General features: G+C 67.3%; 13 protein-coding genes and 1 tRNA gene. 5 read left to right on the top strand and 9 right to left on the bottom strand.

Going from position 1 to position 19,131, the window contains the following annotated elements; genetic code table 11:
- Positions 1–23: 23 nt before the first annotated feature.
- Both ettA and EDC31_RS03740 read right to left on the bottom strand, forming a co-directional pair.
- The gene (gene ettA, locus EDC31_RS03745; protein WP_042055927.1) at positions 24–1,703 is read right to left on the bottom strand and encodes an energy-dependent translational throttle protein EttA; all 1,680 of its coding nucleotides are present in this window, start codon (positions 1,701–1,703) and stop codon (positions 24–26) included.
- 124 nt (positions 1,704–1,827) lie between these two features.
- A tRNA-Ile gene (locus EDC31_RS03740) sits at positions 1,828–1,901 on the bottom strand.
- A 305-nt stretch (positions 1,902–2,206) separates the two neighbouring features.
- Between EDC31_RS03740 and EDC31_RS03735 the strand changes: the two genes are divergently transcribed.
- From EDC31_RS03735 to EDC31_RS17630, 4 genes are all read left to right on the top strand, one after another.
- On the top strand, positions 2,207–2,593 hold the full coding sequence (locus tag EDC31_RS03735) for a hypothetical protein (RefSeq protein ID WP_052511584.1): 387 nt from the start codon (positions 2,207–2,209) through the stop codon (positions 2,591–2,593).
- A gap of 68 nt (positions 2,594–2,661) precedes the next feature.
- Positions 2,662–2,958 carry a SelT/SelW/SelH family protein gene (locus EDC31_RS03730; protein ID WP_042055925.1) on the top strand — a complete coding sequence of 99 codons (297 nt, stop codon included), beginning with the start codon at positions 2,662–2,664 and terminating at the stop codon, positions 2,956–2,958.
- 93 nt (positions 2,959–3,051) lie between these two features.
- On the top strand, positions 3,052–3,573 hold the full coding sequence (ppa, locus tag EDC31_RS03725) for an inorganic diphosphatase (protein WP_042055923.1): 522 nt from the start codon (positions 3,052–3,054) through the stop codon (positions 3,571–3,573).
- Positions 3,574–3,763: 190 nt separating this feature from the next.
- Positions 3,764–3,907, top strand: a complete 144-nt coding sequence (locus EDC31_RS17630; RefSeq protein WP_158310292.1) for a hypothetical protein — start codon at positions 3,764–3,766, stop codon at positions 3,905–3,907.
- On the opposite strand, the gene EDC31_RS03720 is transcribed toward EDC31_RS17630, so the two are convergent.
- The 7 genes from EDC31_RS03720 to EDC31_RS03690 form a co-directional block, all read right to left on the bottom strand.
- Complete coding sequence (locus EDC31_RS03720) at positions 3,871–5,094, bottom strand: glycosyltransferase (RefSeq protein ID WP_042056091.1); 1,224 nt, start codon at positions 5,092–5,094, stop codon at positions 3,871–3,873. The genes EDC31_RS17630 and EDC31_RS03720 overlap by 37 nt on opposite strands.
- Positions 5,095–5,185: 91 nt before the next feature.
- Entirely contained in the window at positions 5,186–6,334 is a 1,149-nt protein-coding gene (locus EDC31_RS03715; RefSeq protein ID WP_042055921.1) for a hypothetical protein, read from the bottom strand.
- 123 nt (positions 6,335–6,457) lie between these two features.
- The gene (locus tag EDC31_RS03710; RefSeq protein WP_239641525.1) at positions 6,458–9,442 is read right to left on the bottom strand and encodes a glycosyltransferase; all 2,985 of its coding nucleotides are present in this window, start codon (positions 9,440–9,442) and stop codon (positions 6,458–6,460) included.
- Positions 9,378–11,171, bottom strand: coding sequence for a tetratricopeptide repeat protein (locus tag EDC31_RS03705; RefSeq protein ID WP_042055919.1), 1,794 nt, complete (start codon positions 11,169–11,171; stop codon positions 9,378–9,380). Before EDC31_RS03705 ends, EDC31_RS03710 begins: the two co-directional genes overlap by 65 nt.
- Before the next feature lie 47 nt (positions 11,172–11,218).
- The gene (locus EDC31_RS03700) at positions 11,219–12,706 is read right to left on the bottom strand and encodes an HlyD family type I secretion periplasmic adaptor subunit (protein WP_052511580.1); all 1,488 of its coding nucleotides are present in this window, start codon (positions 12,704–12,706) and stop codon (positions 11,219–11,221) included.
- A 2-nt stretch (positions 12,707–12,708) separates the two neighbouring features.
- Positions 12,709–14,856 (bottom strand): peptidase domain-containing ABC transporter, encoded by a 2,148-nt coding sequence (locus EDC31_RS03695; RefSeq protein ID WP_042056084.1) that lies wholly within the window; start codon positions 14,854–14,856, stop codon positions 12,709–12,711.
- A gap of 260 nt (positions 14,857–15,116) precedes the next feature.
- On the bottom strand, positions 15,117–15,476 hold the full coding sequence (locus EDC31_RS03690; RefSeq protein WP_052511578.1) for a hypothetical protein: 360 nt from the start codon (positions 15,474–15,476) through the stop codon (positions 15,117–15,119).
- A gap of 136 nt (positions 15,477–15,612) precedes the next feature.
- On the opposite strand from EDC31_RS03690, the gene metH reads away from it, so the two are divergent.
- On the top strand, positions 15,613–19,119 hold the full coding sequence (gene metH, locus EDC31_RS03685) for a methionine synthase (protein WP_042055916.1): 3,507 nt from the start codon (positions 15,613–15,615) through the stop codon (positions 19,117–19,119).
- Positions 19,120–19,131: the final 12 nt, after the last annotated feature.

Genomic DNA, 19,131 nt, shown 5'->3' with positions numbered 1-19,131 from the left:
GGGCGAGACACGCGCCGCGGCACCTAGCGGGCCAGGGGACGATACTTGATGCGCGCGGGCTCCGTGGCGTCGGGTCCGAGACGTCGGCGCTTGTCTTCCTCGTAGTCCTGGAAATTCCCCTCGAACCACTCGACATGGCTGTCCCCTTCGAAAGCGAGGATATGCGTCGCGAGGCGATCGAGAAACCAACGGTCATGCGAGATGATGACGGCGCAGCCCGCATATTCCGCCAGCGCCTCTTCCAGCGCGCGCAGCGTGTCCACGTCCAGGTCGTTGGTCGGCTCGTCGAGCAGGATGACGTTGCTGTCCTGCTTGAGCATCTTGGCGAGATGCACGCGGTTGCGCTCGCCGCCCGACAATACGCCGACGCGCTTCTGCTGGTCCGCCCCCTTGAAGTTGAACGCCCCCACATAGGCGCGCGACGGCACCGCCCGCTTGCCGAGATAGATCACGTCCGTGCCGCCGGAAATTTCCTCCCACACGGTCTTGCCGTCATCCAGGCTGTCACGCGACTGGTCGACATAGCCGAGCTTGACCGTGTCGCCGATCACCAGCGACCCGCCATCCGGCGTCTCCTGCCCGGTGATCATCCGGAACAGCGTCGATTTGCCCGCGCCGTTCGGCCCGATGACGCCGACGATGCCGCCAGGCGGCAGCTTGAAGCTGAGATCGTCGATCAGCAGCCGCTCGCCGAATCCCTTGGACAGGGCCTCGGCCTGAATCACCGTTCCGCCCAGGCGCGGCCCCGGCGTGATGACGATATCCGCCGTTCCGCCCACGCGCTCGTTCGAGGCGGCGAGCATTTCCTCGTATTTCGAGATGCGCGCCTTGCTCTTGGCCTGACGGGCCTTGGGCGAGGATGCGATCCAGTCCTGCTCCGCCGCGAGGGCGCGCTGGCGGGCGCTCTCTTCCTTTTCCTCCTGCGCCAGACGCTTGCGCTTCTGGGTGAGCCAGGAGGAATAATTCCCCTCGAACGGGTAGCCGCGTCCGCGCTCGATCTCGAGAATCCAGTTGGTCACGTTGTCGAGGAAGTAGCGGTCATGGGTGATGACCATGACGGTGCCTTCGTATTCGCGCAGGGTCTTTTCCAGCCACGCCACGGATTCCGCGTCGAGATGGTTCGTCGGCTCGTCCAGCAGCAGCAGGTCGGGCTTTTCCAGCAAAAGCCGGCACAGCGCGACGCGCCGGCGCTCCCCGCCCGAGAGCCTGTCGACGGGCGAATCGGCGGAGGGGCAGCGCAGCGCGTCCAGCGCGATCTCCAGCTTGCGGTCGAGCTCCCAGCCATCGCCCGCGTCGATCTTCTCCTGAAGCTCCGCCTGCTCCGCGAGCAGGGCCGTCATCTCGTCATCGGACATCGGCTCGGCGAATCTCATCGAGATTTCGTTGAAGCGGTCCACCGCCCGCTTCAGCGCGCCGAAGCCCAGCGCCACGTTCTCGCCGACCGTCAGCGCGGGGTCCAGCTTCGGCTCCTGTTCGAGATAGCCGATGCGCACGCCGTCCGCCGCCCAGGCCTCGCCGCCGAATTCCTTCTCGATTCCCGCCATGATCTTGAGCAGCGTGGACTTGCCGGCGCCGTTCACGCCGAGCACGCCAATCTTCACCCCCGGCAGGAAGGAGAGGGTGATACCCTTGAAGACCTCGCGTCCGCCCGGATAGGATTTCGTGAGATCCTTCATGACGTAGACGTACTGATAGCTGGCCATGACGGACTCCTGAGCAGACGATGAAGAAGGGCGGCGGCCCGGATCTTCCGGTAAAACCTTGGGCCAGTGAAACCTTGGGCCGGTGAGAACCTCTCGGCCAGTGAAAGCCCTTGAGGCGAAACCCTGCGCCCGGCAGGACTCGAACCCGCAACCAAGCCGTTATGAGCGGCCTGCTCTGACCAATTGAGCTACAGGCGCGCAGGTGAAGACGGAAATCGCCCACATCGCGCCATTTTGCAAGAGGGCGCGTGCCTGAGACGTCACGCCGGCATCCCCGGCCCCCAGATGCGCCGGGACTTGACGACCCGCCCGAACGATCACGGATTTGTGATAGCTGTGATTTTGCAACATTTGATGTCTCGCACTGGCCAGACTCGCCCAGTTGGTTCAATAGTCGGAGCAAGTCGGACAAGTTCCGGTGAGCTGGCCTCGCCTCGACGCGTCGTCAAAGGCCCGCCGCTCACTTGACGCCGGCATTGTGTCTTAGAAAGAGGGACTCCCAGATGCTCCGTCGTTTCGCCCCCGCTGCCCTTCCGGCCGCTTTTCTGGCTCCTTTGCTGGCCCTGGGCCTCTCCGCCGGAAGCGCGTCCGCCGCGCCGTCGGCGAGCGAGACGAGCCTCGCCGGGGTGAGCCCGGACAACATCGCCGGCTTGCTCAATTTCTGCACCCAGGTCGAATACATCTCCTATGACGAAGGCAACCCGCCGCTCGACGGGCTGATCGCCAAGTATCATTCCGTGAACATGACGGGCGGCAGCAAGGACTACGCCATCGGCACGGCGGGCATGCTCAACCATAACGGCACGAATTTCGACATCAAGACACTGCCGCTGGAGCAGAAGAAGGCCGTCTGCGCCAGTGCCGTGAAGGCCGCCCAGCCGCTTCTCTGAGTCCCAGCGCGGCCGCGCTTCGTCGCCGGAATTGATTTTCGTCCGGTTGGTCCTCATTCTGGGGGGACATGAGCCCGTCCCCCGAAGCGCCTCGCCCGCGTGTCACGATCCGCTACTGCACCCAGTGCAACTGGCTGCTGCGCTCCGCCTGGATGGCGCAGGAACTGCTCTCGACCTTCGGCGAGGCGCTCGGCGAGGTCGTCCTGATCCCCGATCACGGCGGCGTCTTCGAGATCGTCTGCGCCGGACGGATCGTCTGGGAACGCAAGCGCGACGGCGGCTTTCCCGGTCCGCGGGATCTCAAGCAACGTGTCCGCGACATTCTCGATCCCGAACGCGATCTCGGCCATATCGACCGTCCGTAACGCGGGAATTTCATCTCCCTCCCCTGTGCAGCGCGGGACGGGGCGGATAAGGTCTCGCCATTCCTTCTCACTGAAACAGGACTGGACAGACCGATGGACGTTTCCAAGATTTCGACCGGCAAGGACGCGCCAAACGACATCAACGTCGTCATCGAAATCCCGCAGGGCTCGGCCGTCAAATATGAGGTTGACAAGGAAAGCGGCGCCATCTTCGTCGATCGCTTCCTCTTCACGCCGATGGCCTATCCGGCGGCCTACGGCTTCATTCCCGGCACACTCGCCGCGGATGGCGACCCGGCGGACGCCCTGGTGCTCGCTCCCGGCCCGGTCGTGCCCGGCGCCGTGATCCGCGCCCGTCCCATCGGCATGCTGAAAATGGAAGATGAAAGCGGCGAGGACGAGAAGATCATCTGCGTTCCGCACGACAAGATCCACCCGCAATTCACGGCGGTGAAGACCATCGATGATCTGCCGGAGATCACCCGCAAGGCGATCGAGCATTTCTTCAGCCGTTACAAGGATCTGGAGCCCAATAAATGGGTGAAGATTTCCGGCTGGACCGGCCCCGACGAGGCGAAGAGCGCCATTCTGGCCGCCATCAAGGCCGCCGGCTGACTTTCGCGCCCCGTATCTCTAAATAAATCAAGGCGTTTCCAAAGGGCGATCGCCCTTTGGCACCGGCCGTCAGATTAAAACACGGACAGAGATTGACGTCACATTATAAGAGTGCAATATCCCGCCAAATGAACACAGAGGGCGTTCGGCTTCCCGTCATGCTCTCTCGCGAGATCGGGACTGTCTCATCATGATGCACATCATCCTGACCTTTCTCTCCCTCGGCATGACGCTCGTCGTCCTCACCGGTGCCGCCGTCTCCTGTTACGCGCGCACTAATCAGGACACCGCCGCCGCTCACGCCCCGGCCACCCGGCGGATGACGCCTTCATAGGTGGAGAGATACTGGTCCAGCCGCAGATTGTCCTCGGCGAAGCGCCGCGCCTGACGCCGTATCCGCCGTGCGAGCGCCCGGTCCTCCAGCACTTCGAGGATGCCGTCCGCAATCGCCCTGGGGTCGAGGAACGGCACGAGGCGGCCCGTTTCCCCGTCGGTGATGAATTCCTCCACCGGGCCGGTCCGGCTGCCGACAATCGCACATCCCGACGCCATCGCCTCGCGCATCGACCATGACGCCACAAAGGGGTAGGTCAGATAGACATGCGCGTCGGAGCGCCGCAGCAGCGCCTGATATTCCGGATAAGCCACCTTGCCGACGAAATGAACGCGAGACAGGTCGAGGCGCGCGCCCAGCTCCCCCAGCAGGGCCTGACGCCATGACCCGCCCTGACAGGGCGCGCCGTAGCTGACGCCGTCCCCGCCGACGAGGATGACCCGCGCATCCGGCCGCGCGTCCAGCACGCGCGGCAGGGCGCGCATGAAGCTGTGAAAGCCACGATACGGCTCCAGATCGCGCGCGACATAGGTGACGAGCTTCTCGCCCGGCGCGACCGTCACGTCCTTGAGGGTAAAACGCCGCCGCGCGGCCGTCGGATCTGGCTTGCACTGGTCGATATCCACCCCTTCCGCTACGAGTGAAATGCGCGGCCGCGCCCACTCAGGATAGGTGTCGAGCTGGAACCTCGTCGGCGTCTGCCCATGACCGGGCAGCGTCAGGGCCTGCAGATTGACGGCGTTCTTGAGCCGCACGGCCGGAAGAAGCTCCGGAACGGGCGGAAACTCCGGATCGAACCCGACATCGTTCCGGTCGGCATGGTAGAAGAACTCGAAATACCCCAGCATCGGCGCGTCCGGGTAGATATCGACGAGATTGAGCAATTCCCCCCAGCCGTGATGGCCGATGATGATGTCGGGCGTATAGCCGAGATTGTCGCGCAAGGTGCGCGCCGAGCGCGCCACCGCCTCGGCGCGATAGACCGCCGCCTCAAGCTCGCGCAGGGCCGGATGGGTCTGTTCGGCGGGACGCCGGGCCGGTCGATAGACCACGCGCCGCACGCCCGGCAATTGCCCCTCGTTCGCCTCGGAGATGAAAACGATCTCGTGACCGCCCTGATCACCCAGATATCGGAGGATATGGACGAATTGCCCAGGGAAATTCTGGTGGATGAAAAGAAAACGCAAGGCGGCCGCGTCCCACATTCTGACCGTTGAACCCGGGAACCATCCCTCCGGCGCCCGCCACGGTCGAGAGGCGGGCGGCCCGGCGGGGCACTCAGACTTTCGCGGGTTTGCGCCGCGGGGCGGGGGGAACCGTCTCGGGCGGCGCAGCCTTTTTCCGCACCGGATCGGCCTTTTTCGCCGTCTTTCCGGCGGCAACCGCGGGAGCGGAGGGCGGAGGCGCCACCGGCTTCGTCGCGGTCCGCTTCCCGGCCGAAGACGCCGGCGCGGCTTTTACGCCGGCCCTGGTGGACGGTGCGCTCCGGGGACGGAATTCCACGAGGAACGCTTCGAGCGGGGCCAGCGACTCGGCTTCGAGCGTCTGATCCGCGCCGACTGGCCCTACGGCCGATCCATCGGTGAAGGTCGCGGAAACGCTCAGATCATACGCCTTCTCGGCGTCCCCCTTCAGACGGACGCGAAGCCCGAGAATGGGCAGAGCCATGCCGCGGCTTCCGCAATACTGGCCGCCCTGCACCCAGGGAGACAGCCAGTTCTTCCCGAGCACCGCCTGATATTCGATATCCTCGACCGGCACCGAATCGATCGGCGCAATGCCGAAGCCTTCGATCCAGGCCTGGCTGCCGCGCACGCCCATCCATTCGCCCAGACGCACGCCGACATCGCCGCGCCGCTGGATATGGGCCGCCACCTCGAATTGACCCTGCGGCGCGGCCGCGGCCTCCGACACCGGCACTCCGGACACCGGGGACGCATCCGGCCCCCGCACCGCCTGCCTGCCCTGCGCCTGCGACGCCCGGGCCTGCACGGCGGGGGTCCTTGCGGCCGAACCGGCCCGGGGATTGACACCCGCTTCCCCATTGGCCTGACCGGCCTCCGCCGCCCCGGCCGCCTGCACGCCCCCGATCTGCACCACCTGCAAACGCGGCATCTCGCGCGTCGCATCCGCCATATCATAGGAGGTGACGAGGATCTGCGCCGCCGCTCCGACAACGCGGACGAGCGCCCCGCCATCCGTGGCCCCCAGCCATCCGTCCGGGGTCATGGTCGTGATCGTCACCGCGTCGCCGGATGTCCCGGGCGCGGGGGACAGCCGGACGCCCGGCAGACCGTTCGCGACGCCGATGCCTTGTCCCGCAGCATAGAACACGCAAAACAGTCCCGGCTTCAATGTCATGAGTTGAGCGGTGGATTTCAGCGCGACGACGCGGCCACGATCAGGGTTTTGCAAAGACTGAGTCATAAAAATGATCCGCTCCGGACAGAAGACAATGACAGCCAGGGAAAATAGAACGCATGTCGCCGAGCATAATGACAAGATATGTATTTTCAGTAAATTCCGGCAGAGGTAAAAAACATGCCGTTTTCAGAGACTCAACAGAAGATTGTTGAACATCGCCGCCGGGAGCGAGGGCGGCACCACCCAACCCAGCCCCGTGCGCCGCACCCGCTCCGCCTGCGCGCCGAGATCGAACACGACGGCCGGTACGCCCGCGCGCCACAGATCGCCGAGGGCGAAACACCATGTCTCCGGACAGATCGATGGAATCAACCCAAAATCGAGCTCCGCTCCGCCGATCAGCCGCCCAATCTCGTCGCCCCGGTATTCGCCCGTGACCCAGACCCGCCCCGTCGCCATCAATGCCTCGTCGTCCGGCGTATGGCCGATCAGCACGAATTCGACCGGCAAATCCCGCACCCGCGCATCCCGCGCGAGCTCCAGCACCACGTCGAAACCTTTCTCCACGCCGATTCCACCGACAATGCCGATTCTCCGCCCCGGCCCCGCCGCGCGCCGCGTCACACGCCGGGCGGCGTCATCCTCCAGCGGCACGGTCTCGACGGACAGCGCCGGGAAATGGCGCTGCAACCGCCGCACGGCATCGCCTGAGGGCGCCATCACCCGACGCGCGGCGGCGAATTCCCGCGCCGAGCGGCGCAGCAGCGCCTTCACGCCGATCGTCTCGCCGAGATAGCTGCCCCGTTCCCTGACGCAGGCGATGCAGCCCGCGACATCCGGCTCGCCGCAAAACCGTCCTTCCGCGCCGCTCAGGGCGATGCGCTGACAGAACGCGGCGTAGTCATGAACGAAAATATCGCAGGGAACGCCGAGCCACTCATGCAGCCGCCTGATCTCCGGCGCATGGCCGACCAGATGGTGCCATTCGACGGCCCGCGTTCCGATCCCGGCGAGGAACGCCACGAGATCATCCCGTTCCGTCGGCAGGCGAAAGAGCAGATTGGGGAAATCCTCCTCCGCCGCCGCCACCCGGCACCCGTCGACATCGGGCCGGATCGTGACGACGAACCACCCCTGCCGCGCGAACGCCGCACCGCGCTCGCGCACGACCCGCGCGACCCCGCCGCCGCCGTCATGCAGGATCATGGCGAGGACCGGCCGCCGCCCGCGCCGCAGCTTCATCCGCGCCATGTCGAGCCGCCGCCGGAGCCCGGCCAGCGGATCGCGCCGGTGAAACCGCCGGATCAAACCGTCATAACCGGGATGCAGCGCATTCAGCACGCCCATGTTGCGCTGCATCAGCGCCTTGCGCTGATCGCCGAACGAGGCGGAGCCGCGATGCGTCACGAACAGCGTCGGCGCGGCGACATGCCGCCAGCCCAGCGCGGCGGCGCGCAGGCAGAACTCGTTCTCCTCCCCGTAGCCGCGCCCGAACAGATCCTCGCGCAACAAGCCGGTCTGGGCCAGACAATCACCCCGGATCGCCATGCAGAAGCCGTTGGCGGTCGGCAGATCCACCAGCGCCGCATCGGCCAGCGCCGCGCAGAGCCGGTCGGTCTCCCGCGCCGTGAGCGTATCGGGCACCGGATTGACACTGGTCGCCGAGGGGTAGGAAAGGATGCTCGCATCGTTGGAGAACGGCGTCGCCGTGCCGATCTCCGGCGCGCGATCCAGCACCGCGCCCAGCCGCTCCAGCCAGCCCGGCGGCACGAGCGTATCGCTGTTGAGCAGCACCACGTCCCGCCCCGCCGCACGCCGCAGACCGGCATTCGCCGCGGCGGGAAACCCCCGGTTCGTCGCATGGCGGACGAGCGTGATCGCTCCCTGCGCCGCCAGACCGTCGAGAAAGCGGGCCAGGGCGGGCTCCGGCGTCGCGTCGTCCACGACGAGCACCTCCACCCCGTCCCGCCTGTCGGCCAGAACCCGCTTCAGGCAGGGTTTCAGCGACGCCAGGTCCCGATAGGCCGGAATCACCACGAGCCAACCAGTTGCCCTGTCGCCGATCTCGGGCGTTCCAAGGCGCGTTCCGACCCGGACCGGACGAAAACCGGGCGGCAAGCCGCGCGACCGCGCTCCGTCGAACAGGCGGCCAAGCGCGGGAATGAGTGGGCTGCCGGGGAGCGGCGCGCTGTAGATATCCGTCACCGAAACCGGCCCCGGAGGCAGCGCATCGGAGGGCAGGAAGAACCGTCTCGGCCGGGCGAGCGGCGCATCGACGGGCGTCCCGGCGGCGAGTTCGGAGAGCGCGATCTCCCGTTCCTCGCCGCTCTGCTCCTCGCCACTCTGGCCCCCAATCCGCAGGAGCGGCGTGAAATCCGGGTCCGCCGGATGCCAGAGCCAGCCCTCCCAGCCGCCGGCGACCGGCGTCACGCAGCCCTCGCTCCGCCTGAGCGCCGCCAGATCGAGCGGCGAGCCCAGCAGCGGGCGGCCCGCGCAGGTTACGTCGAGCGCGCGCGCGACCTGCCAGCCGTCAGGCAAGGCGGCGGGCAGCGTCTCCACCTCGCGCACCCCGCCGCGTGGGCCGGACAAACGCAGCCGCACCGGCCCGGGCGCCGCGCCCAGAAGCTCACCTCGATTGTTCGCGCCGCACCAGCCCGGGAATCCGGCCGCCTCGGCCAGATCCCCCGCGAGCGGAAACATCTCAGCGCTCGGCGCGAAACGGGCGAGCAGAAGCGCAACCGCGCGGAGCGCCCCGTCGAGATCGCCCATGCGGCTGCATGCCAGCGCCTGAAGCCCCAGGGCTTCACGTGAGGGCCACCGCCTGCTGATCCGGCGCGCCGTGTCCAGCACATCCTCCCAGTGCCCGGCGCCAAGCTGCGCGAGCGCCAGGGCGAGCAGGACATGCGGATTGTCGCGCGCCATGCGGGCGGCGCGATCCAGCCACCGTACCGCCTCGTCGAAGCGCCCGGCCCGGGACGCCTCGTCGCCGCGCCGGAACGCCTCCTGCGCCCGCCCGTCCGCCCAGGCCTGCCACGCCGCCCGATCGGCTTCCGTGACGCGATGACGATAACCGCTGAAAATCGGGGCGGGACTCGCCCCCTCGCCCTCATCCGGCACGCCGCGCCGCGCCATGCCGTCCCGCACCTCGCTCCACGGCGCCGGCCGGACCAAGCCGCTCCAGCTCCGCCGCCGCCTCGGCGACGTTCTGCGCCTTCGCCCGTTCGAGCCACCCGCGCCCGGCCTCGATATCCTGCGCGCCTCCCAGACCGCGGATCAGATACCGCCCGAACATGAGTTGCCCGAGCGCATCGCCCCGCGCCGCCGCACGCTCGAACCAGAGCCGAGCCGCGTGCCGGTCCTCGGGGACATCGTGGCCGCCGCCGTACAGCGCGCCGAGAGAGAACATCGCGCTCACATGACCTTGCGACGCCGCCGCGTGGTAGAGATCGAGCGCCCGGGCATGGTCCTTGCCGCCCGGCGCCTTCCCGCTCACCAGCAACCGCGCCAGAAGCACCGCCGCGTCGGCCATTCCCGCATTCGCCGCCTTTTCGAGCCAGGCGCAGCCGCCCGCGAGATCGGTCTCGACGCCGCGCCCCTCGATCATCATGCGGCCGAGCCAGTACTGCGCATTGACCACTCCGTCCGCCGCACTTTGCAGCCAGCGCGCGGCCTCCCGCTCGTCGCGCGGCGTCCCCACGCCCTCGGCATGGCAGACCCCCAGATTGAAGGCCCCCACGAGATCGCCCGAGCGCGCCGCGCGTTCGAAACGCTGCCTGAGCTCGATCCTTTCCCCCTCCGTGCCGCGCCCCATCAGCGCGAGATTGCCGAGATCGGCATCCGAGGTCCGGTCTCCGTGCTCGGCGGCGAAACGGAACCATTTCGCCGCTTCCTCCGTATCGCGATGCACCCCCGCGCCCGTCAGAAACAGCAACCCCAGCGCCCGCGCCGCCGCCGCATGGCCGCGATCCGCCGCCAGACGATACCATTTCGCCGATTCGAGATAATTGGGCGGCAACTCGCCGCCGCGCGCGTAGATGTCGCCCAGCAGCGCGGCGGCCTCCGTCTCGCCGCTCAGCGCCGCGCGGCGCAGCCAGGTTTCCGCGCGATGCACGTCCCGCGCTACGCCCACGCCGGAAATGAGCAGAAATCCGTAGCGCGCCTGAGCCTGGGGGAAATTCTTCTCCGCCGCCTTGCGATAGCATTCCGCCGCCGCCGCGAGGTCACGGGCAACGCCCCACCCCTGTTCATGCATGAGCCCCAGCATGTGGAACGCGCTGGACAGGCCGCCTTTCGTCGCCTCCCGCAACTCGTGCACGGCCTGCGCGATCTGGGCCTCGTCCGGCTCGCCCTTCAGCCGCAGGCCGGCGAGCCCGAGATAACCCTGCGCCGCCCCGGCCGCCGCCGCCTTTTCGTACCAGCTCCACGCCGCGGCGGGATCGGCCACCCCCTCCGGGCCGTTGGTCAGGATATATCCCAGCAGCGCCTGGGCGTCGGGCGAGCCGGCCTCCGCCGCCAGACGCGCCCAGCGCGCGCCCTCGGCGAAATCGGGTTTCCGGATTCCCGGCCCGACCGCCAGAGGGGAGGCCGCCGCGCCGGACTCGATCCCTTCGGGCAGGCCGAGCACATGTAATATCGCAATGGAGAAGCGCGCCTTGACATGCCCATCCCGCGCCGCGCGCATCATCCAGTGCGCGCCGTCCGGGAGGCTGGCCGGAACGCCCGTCCCGTCGAGATAGGCCCGGCCCACCTGATATTGCGCCTCGGTGACGCCTTCGGTCGCAAGCGCGCTGAGCAGCCGGAAGCCGCGCGCGGCGTTCTCCCCGCCCTCCAGCAGGGAAACGCCGTAGGCAAGCCGCGCCTCGCGCGAGAAATGGGAGGCAACCCTGAGCTTCAGAGACACGGCCGAACGATCTCCCCCCTCTTGCGGCCTCTATGCCATGGCGTCGCTCAGGACGGCTCCCGCATTCCGTTGGTCGCTGCCGGAATCAGACGGTTGAAGAAGTAACGCAACACGGTGCGCTTGCCTACATCGATGTTGGCCGTCGCAGGCAGGCCGGGCATCGGGTGAAAGAAATTCGGCACGCCATGCAGGGTATAGCGATCGATCCGCACGCGCACGCGATAGTAGCCCGAAAGGGACGGCCCGTCGGGAGAGGACTGGGCCGCCGTGTCGCGCGCGGTGGGCAGGCCGTCATCGGTGGACTGGTTGCCGAACGCATCGGCGCTGATGGTCCGCACGCTTCCCTCCGCGCCGCCGAACTGGTCGTAGGGGAAAGTGGTGAACTTGATCAGCGTATGATCGCCGATATGGACGAAGCCCACATCCTGCCCGCGCAGCACCGCCTCCAGCTCGAGCCCATAGCCGGTCGGCACCATGGTGAGGAGTTGCTGCGCCGAGGTCGCGACCGAGCCGACGGACAGGCGCGAGACGGTCAGCACGACCGCATCCGCCGGCGCGCGCAGCTCGACCAGATTGCCGCGCAGGCGGGCCTTCTCGTAGTTGCTGGTGGCGTCGTCGAGATTATGCTGCGCCTTGGAAAGTTCGGTGTAGATCTCCGCCTTCCAGGCTTCGATGTAATTCTGCTTCTCCGCCCGCGTCGCCGCCAGCCGGGCGCGGGACGCATTGGCGGATTTGACGGCGGCCACCTGATTGCGCTCGGACTCCGTCAGATCGGCCTCCGCGCCGAGCGTGTTCAGCTTGCTGCCGACCTGCTGCTGTTGCAGGCGCCTGCGCATCTCCAGCACCTGACTCGCGACCTGCGTGCGCCTCTGATACATCGCCGCGCTGGCCAGATACCCTTCGAGTTCGCTCTGGAGGGAAGCGATCTGCCCGTCGTACTGGGCGATCTTCGCGTCATATTCCTGCCGGCGTCGCTGGAATGCCGCGCCCTCGTCCACCGACGCCTTGTCGTCCAGCACCGGATGATAGTCCTTGCCGTCCGCCTCGTCGCGCAGCCGGGTCACCTCGGCCAGATAGGCGGCCTTCTGATCCCGCATGTTGGTCAGATCGGCCCCGGAGATCGTCGGGTCGAGATGTGCCACGATCTGCCCCTGCTTGACGAAATCCCCGGGATGCACGTCGATGGAGCGGATGATCGAGGTTTCCAAAGGCTGCACCACGATCGTGGAGCCGGTGGAGACCAGCCGCCCCGGCGCGTTGATGACCTCGTTGATCGGGAAGACGCCGGCAGCGACGAAGCTGGCGGTGAAGAGCCCCGCGACGAGCCAGATGATCCGCTGCGCCGACGGGGTCGGCGGCAGGTTGACCATGGCGGCACTCGGCGAGTGGAACTCCAGCAGCGCGAGCGGCATGCCTTCCTGGGCGAAGGGATCGCGCGGGCGGGACGGCACGCCGCCCGGTTGCGCGCGCCCGTCCGCGTCGTCACGCCCGGATTCGTCCGGCTGGCCGGGAGGGAGAAGTTCGGAACCGCTCATTGTCACTCTCCTTCCGCCAGCATGGAGGCGCGACTGGACTCGCCGCCATATTGATGCCGGTTCTGCTGCATCCAGAGCATGCGGTAGATTTCGCACCTCTCCAGCAGCACGGCATGCGGTGCGAGATCGACGACGCTGCCCTGATCCATCACGCAGATCAGATCGCAATCGACGAGGGACGAGAGCCGGTGGGACACGATCACCATGGTGCGCCCCTTGCCGATCCTCTGGAGATTGGCGTTCACCAGCGCCTCGCTTTCCGGGTCGAGCGCCGAGGTCGCCTCGTCGAGAATCATCAGTTTCGGGTCGGAGATCACCGCGCGCGCGATGGCCAGACGCTGCCGCTGACCGCCGGAAATATTGGTCGAGCCTTCTTCGATCCAGGTGTCATAGCCCGCCGGCATCCGCTCGATGAACTCCTCGGCTCCGGCAAGGCGGGCGGCGCGCACCACGTCGTCGATGGTCAGGCCGGGGCGTCCGGCGGTGATGTTGTCCCGCACCGTGCCACGGAAGAGGAAGTTGTCCTGCAACACGACGCCGAAGGACCGGCGCAGATGCGTCAGGTTGATCTCGCGCATCTCGATCCCGTCGAGCCGGAGATATCCGGTGTACGTGCGCGAAACCCCCTGCAGCAGCCGCGTGACCGTCGATTTTCCCGAGCCCGAGCGCCCGACCAGCCCCAGCATCGTCCCGGCGGGAATCTCGAAATTGACGTTGTTGAGCGCTTTGACCGCCGCCCCGGGATAGGTGAAGTTCACATCCGTGAAGGACAACGCTCCCTTGACGCGCGGACGCATGCCGTTCGTCAGCGCCTTGGTTTCCGTCGGCTGGTTCAGAACCATGCCCGCCTCGCCGAGCGCGGTGGAGACCTCGTTCAGATCCTCGAGCAGGCGGGCGAGGCCCACCAGCGGCGCCGTGACGCGGCCGCCCAGCATCATGAACGCCATCAGACCGCCCGCGGCGATGCCGCCCGAGGATTGCAGGGCGAGATAGGCCCCGACCAGGATGATCCCGCGCGACATGAACATGTCGAGCGGCATGACGAGCGTCTGCGGCCAGTTCGCCATCCGTCCGGCGGCGAGCTTCCAGCGCACGACGTCGGCCGTCGTCTCGTCCCACATTTCCCGGCGCGACGGTTCGAGCGCCAGCGTCTTGACGGTGCGGATGCCCGCGACGGTCTCGTACAGCACCGATCCGCGTTCCATCTCGGCATCGACGAGCCGCCCGTAAATCCTGCGGATCGGCCCGATGAACACCACGGCGATCAGCCCGATGAGGCCCGCGCAGGCCACCGTCATCCAGGCCAGGGTGGCGCTCATGTAGAAGAGCAGCGGCAGGATGACGAGCAGGGTGAACATGTCGAGAAACACGGTCATCAGCTTGCCGGTCAGGAAGTCGCGCACCTTATAGATGGCCATGTAGCGGCCGAGCACGCGGCCGGTCTGCTGCCGCTCGTAGAATTCGAGCGGCAGGGCGAGCAAGCGGTTGAACGCATGCAGGGAAAGCCGCGTGTCGATGCGCGTGGAGACCACCAGCATCAGCTCCCGGCGCGCATAGGTCAGGAGGATCTCATAGAAGGAGAGGATGACGACGATGCCGATGATCGAGACCAGCGTCGCCATCGAGCGATAGTTCACGACGCGGTCGATCACCTGCATCACCAGCAGGGCGGGAAAGATCGTCAGGACGCTCAGCACGACGGAGGCGATCAGGATATCGCGCAGCGCCCGGCGCTCCCGCAGGACGATCTTCACGAACCAGCCGAGATCGAACGGCGCATCCGCCTCGGACTGGTCTCTGCGCCGCTTCACCAGCAGGACGTCGCCCGTCCAGACCTGCGACAGGCGCAGCTCGTCCACGGCGACGGGGGCGGCCCCCTCATCGGTGAGCGGATCGCGCAGCCAGACGACGCCCCGATCGGCATTGGCGCCGACCATCAGCGCCGCCGAACCGTCGCGGAACATCAGGACGATCGGCGGCGTGTTGGTGAGGCGCACCAGATACCGCCAGCGCACGCGCATGCCCTTGGCGACCGCGCCCTGCTCGTTCAGCCAGCGCGCCAGCGACGCCGGAGACGGCGATTCCTCCCCCGCCTCGGCGGCGAAATCCCGGATATCAAGCTCGATACCGTGATATTTCGCAGCCGCCATCGCGGCGCGCAGACGAATATAACCCGGCTGAGGCGATTCGCCGCTTCCCGGAACACGCTCGTTTTGCTGCACAAACAATCCTCTGCAACGCGACTATGCCTGAACCGCGCCGGACGGAAAGCGAACCTGCCGGCGCGAACCATGTTGGCATGGCCGACGCCGAAAGCATCCTGCGCGGGACATGCATCCGCAGGCAGCCTACCATGGTCCTTCCCGCCGCGAAATATCCCTCGCGGAGGGATCCTGTCCCGGCCCGCGCGTCAAACCGGGAGACGGTCCGGGCGGAGATCGAAACGCGCGGCCACGAGCGCGTGGGAGCGGAGCGCCAGCGCCCGCCTCTCGACCGCCGCCGCGTCCTCCTCCACCAGCACCACCTCGTCGAACGGCGTCTGCCGTGCCCGCACCCATTCCCAGAACAGCCCCGCGAGCAGGTCTGCGGCGGCGTCCGGCCGCGCGCAACAGACGCAGCCGATTCCGTGCATCAGTAAGGAGCGCTCCTCGCGCCGCACTGCGCGCGCCCATCCTCCGCCGTCCTGTTTCCCCTCGGGCAGGATCAGCGCGGATCGCGCGCGGCGCGCGGGAGACCAGGGCGGCACGGCGGAAACCAGAAACAGGGGCATCCGCCCGTTTCCCCCCATTGCGGCACCTCATTCCTTTCGTCGCGTCATGCTCCGACTGGACAACCTAGGTCCCCTCTGAAAGAAACGCCATCCAACACCGCTCTCCGCTTCACGAGCCCACCACGCGAGATTGCCCATGACCACGCGCGCCCATCTCCTCGACGCCCTGCGCGACCACGTCCTGCTCTGCGACGGCGGCATGGGCTCGCGCGTGCAGATGCTCGATCTGGAAGTCGAGCGCGACTACTGGGGGCAGGAGAACTGCACGGAGATCCTCACCCTCTCCCGCCCCGAACTCGTACGCGAGATTCACCGCGGCTATTTCGAAGCCGGGGCGGACATGGTGGAGACCAACACCTTCGGCGGTTCCGTCATCACGCTCGCGGAGTTCGGACTCGAAGGCCGTTGCCGCGAGATCAACCGCGCCTCCGCCGAACTCGCCCGCGAGGCCGCCGAAACCTTCGCCGACGGGCGTTCCCGCTGGGTCGTGGGCTCCATCGGTCCGGGCACCAAGCTCCCCTCCCTCGCCAACATCGACTACGACACGCTCCAGGCCGGGCTGACCGAGCAATGCCGGGGCCTGATCGATGGCGGGGTGGACGCCTTCCTGATCGAGACGTGCCAGGACACGCTCCAGATCAAGGCGGCCGTCAACGCCGCCAAGGCCGCGCGCCGCGAACTCGGCTCGGACGCGCCGATCTTCGTGCAGGTGACGGTCGAGACCACCGGCACCCTTCTCGTCGGCCCGGACATCGCCGCCGCCGCGACCGTCATCCACAGCCTCGACGTCCCCCTGATCGGCATGAACTGCGCCACCGGCCCGCAGGAAATGGCCGAGCATGTCAAATGGCTCTCGGAGAACTGGCCGGGCCTCATCTCGCTCCAGCCCAATGCCGGGCTCCCCGAACTGGTGGACGGCAAGACGCACTATCCCCTCGGCGGCGCCGAGATGGCGACATGGATGGAGCGCTATATCGAGGAGGACGGGCTGAACCTCATCGGCGGCTGCTGCGGCACCTCCACGCCGCATATCGAGGCGCTTGACGCCATGCTCCGCCGCCGCGCGGGCGCCGCCCGCCGCCCGGCTCCGGTTCCGCGCAGATCCGTCTGGATTCCCTCGGTCGCCAGCCTGTACGGACAGGTGCCGCTGCGTCAGGAGAACAGCTATTTCTCCATCGGCGAGCGCTGCAACGCCAACGGTTCCAGAAAATGGCGCGACCTTCAGGAAGCGGGCGACTGGGACGGCTGCGTCGGCATCGGACGCGAGCAGGCCGCCGAAGGCTCGAACGCGCTCGATCTCTGCACCGCCTTCGTCGGGCGTGACGAGATCAGGGAGATGGACGAGGTCGTCACCCGCTTCACCGCCGCCGTCAACGCCCCCCTCGTCATCGATTCCACCGAGACGAACGTCATCGAGAGCGCGCTCAAGCTCCATGGCGGCAAGCCGATCATCAACTCGATCAATTTCGAGGACGGCGAAGGCCATGCCGAGGAGCGGATGGTCCTCGCCCGCACGTTCGGCGCCGCCGTGATCGCGCTCACCATCGACGAGGTGGGCATGGCCAAGACGCCGGAGGACAAGCTCCGCATCGCCGAGCGCCTCGTCGCCTTCGCCTGCGAAAAACACGGCCTGCCGCAATCCGATCTGATGATCGACCCACTGACCTTCACCATCGCCACCGGTGTGGAGGACGACCGCAAGCTGGGCCTCTGGACGCTCGAAGGCATCCGCATGATCCGGGAGAAATTCCCGGACATCCAGATCATCCTCGGCCTCTCCAACATCTCCTTCGGCCTGAATCCCGCCGCCCGGGCCGTGCTGAACTCGGTCTTCCTGGACCACGCCGTGAAGGCCGGGATGACGGGGGCGATCGTGCATGTCAGCAAGATCCGCCCGCTGCATCAGATTGCCGAGGAGGAGGTCCGCGTCGCCGAGGATCTGATCTTCGACCGCCGCACCGAGGAGTACGATCCGCTCCAGCGGCTGCTGGAACTTTTCGCGGGGCGCAAGGCCGCCGACGCGGTCCAGAAGAAGAAAGCGGACACGCCCGCCGGGCGGCTGAAGGACCGCATCGTCGACGGCGACCGCAAGGGCATCGAGGCCGATCTCGAAGCCGCGATGCGGGAGATGCCGCCGCTCGACATCATCAACACCGTCCTACTCGACGGCATGAAGGTGGTGGGCGAACTGTTCGGCGCGGGAAAGATGCAGCTTCCCTTCGTGCTGCAATCCGCCGAGACCATGAAGACCGCCGTGGCGTGGCTTGAGCCCCATATGGAGCGCGTGGAGGGCCAGTCGCGCGGGATCATGGTGCTGGCCACGGTGAAGGGCGACGTCCACGACATCGGCAAGAACCTCGTGGACATCATCCTGACCAATAACGGCTTCAAGGTCATCAATCTGGGCATCAAGGTACCGCTGGCGGACATGCTCGCGGCGGCGAAGGCGCATGACGCCCAGGCCATCGGCATGTCCGGCCTGCTCGTGAAATCGACCGTCATCATGCGCGAGAATCTGGAGGAGATGCGGCGTCAGGGGCTGGACATCCCGGTCATCCTCGGCGGCGCGGCCCTCACGCGCAATTACGTCGAGGAGGAATGCGCCCTCACCTATGGCGGCGGCACGCCGGGCCGCGTCGCCTATGCGCGCGACGCCTTCGACGGGCTGAGCCTGATGGACCGGGTCAGCACCGGCGGTTTCGACGACTACCTCGCCGCGATCCAGACGCAGCGCGCGGGCAAATCCCGCCGCAAGACCGAGCGCGCGCCGGACGCCGCCGAGACGCGCGGCTACGGCCTCGTGGACCGGGACGCCGCCCGCGCCCGCCGCGCGCGCATCGCGGGCGGCCTCACGCCGCCCGTCCCGCCCTTCTGGGGTCCGCGCCTGATCGAGGCGAAGCCGGGCGCGGTCCTGCCGTTCCTCAATGAGCGCTCGCTCTTCCAGTTCCAGTGGGGCTACCGCAAGCAGGGCCGCTCGCTGGAGGAGTTCATGAGCTACGCGAAGCAGGAACTGCGCCCCGTCCTCAAGCGGATGCTCGACCTCACCGCCGAACTCGACGTGCTCAGGCCGCAGGCGCTCTACGGCTACTGGAAGGCGGCGGGCGACGGCAACGACCTCGTCCTGTTCGAGGAGGACGGCACGACGGAGGCCGCGCGCTTCACCCTCCCCCGCCAGCCGAAGGAGGATGGCGACTGCATCGCCGATTTCGTCCGCGATATCGGCGACGCGCATCGCGACGTCATCGGGTTGCAGGTCGTCACCGTCGGGCAGCGCGCCTCGGACCTAGCGCGCGAATGGTTCGAGGAGAACCGCTATCAGGATTATCTCTACCTGCACGGCCTCTCGGTCGAAATGGCCGAGGCGATGGCGGAATACACCCACAAGCGCATCCGCGCCGAACTCGGCTTCGCCGCCGAGGACGACCGCGACATGGAGAAGATGCTCTCCCAGGGCTATCGCGGCTCACGCTATTCCTTCGGCTACCCCGCCTGCCCGCGCCTGGAGGATCAGGAGCCGATCCTGCGCCTTCTCGGTTCCGAGCGCATCGGCGTCTCGCTCTCCGACGGCTACCAGCTCCATCCCGAGCAATCGACCTCGGCGCTGGTCATCCTCAATCCGCACGCGAAATATTTCACGATCTGACGTCAGAGACGG

The organism is Acidomonas methanolica (assembly GCF_004346035.1).
In the GTDB taxonomy this organism is placed as follows: Bacteria; Pseudomonadota; Alphaproteobacteria; order Acetobacterales; family Acetobacteraceae; genus Acidomonas; species Acidomonas methanolica.
This window is presented reverse-complemented; position numbering and strand designations above follow the sequence as displayed.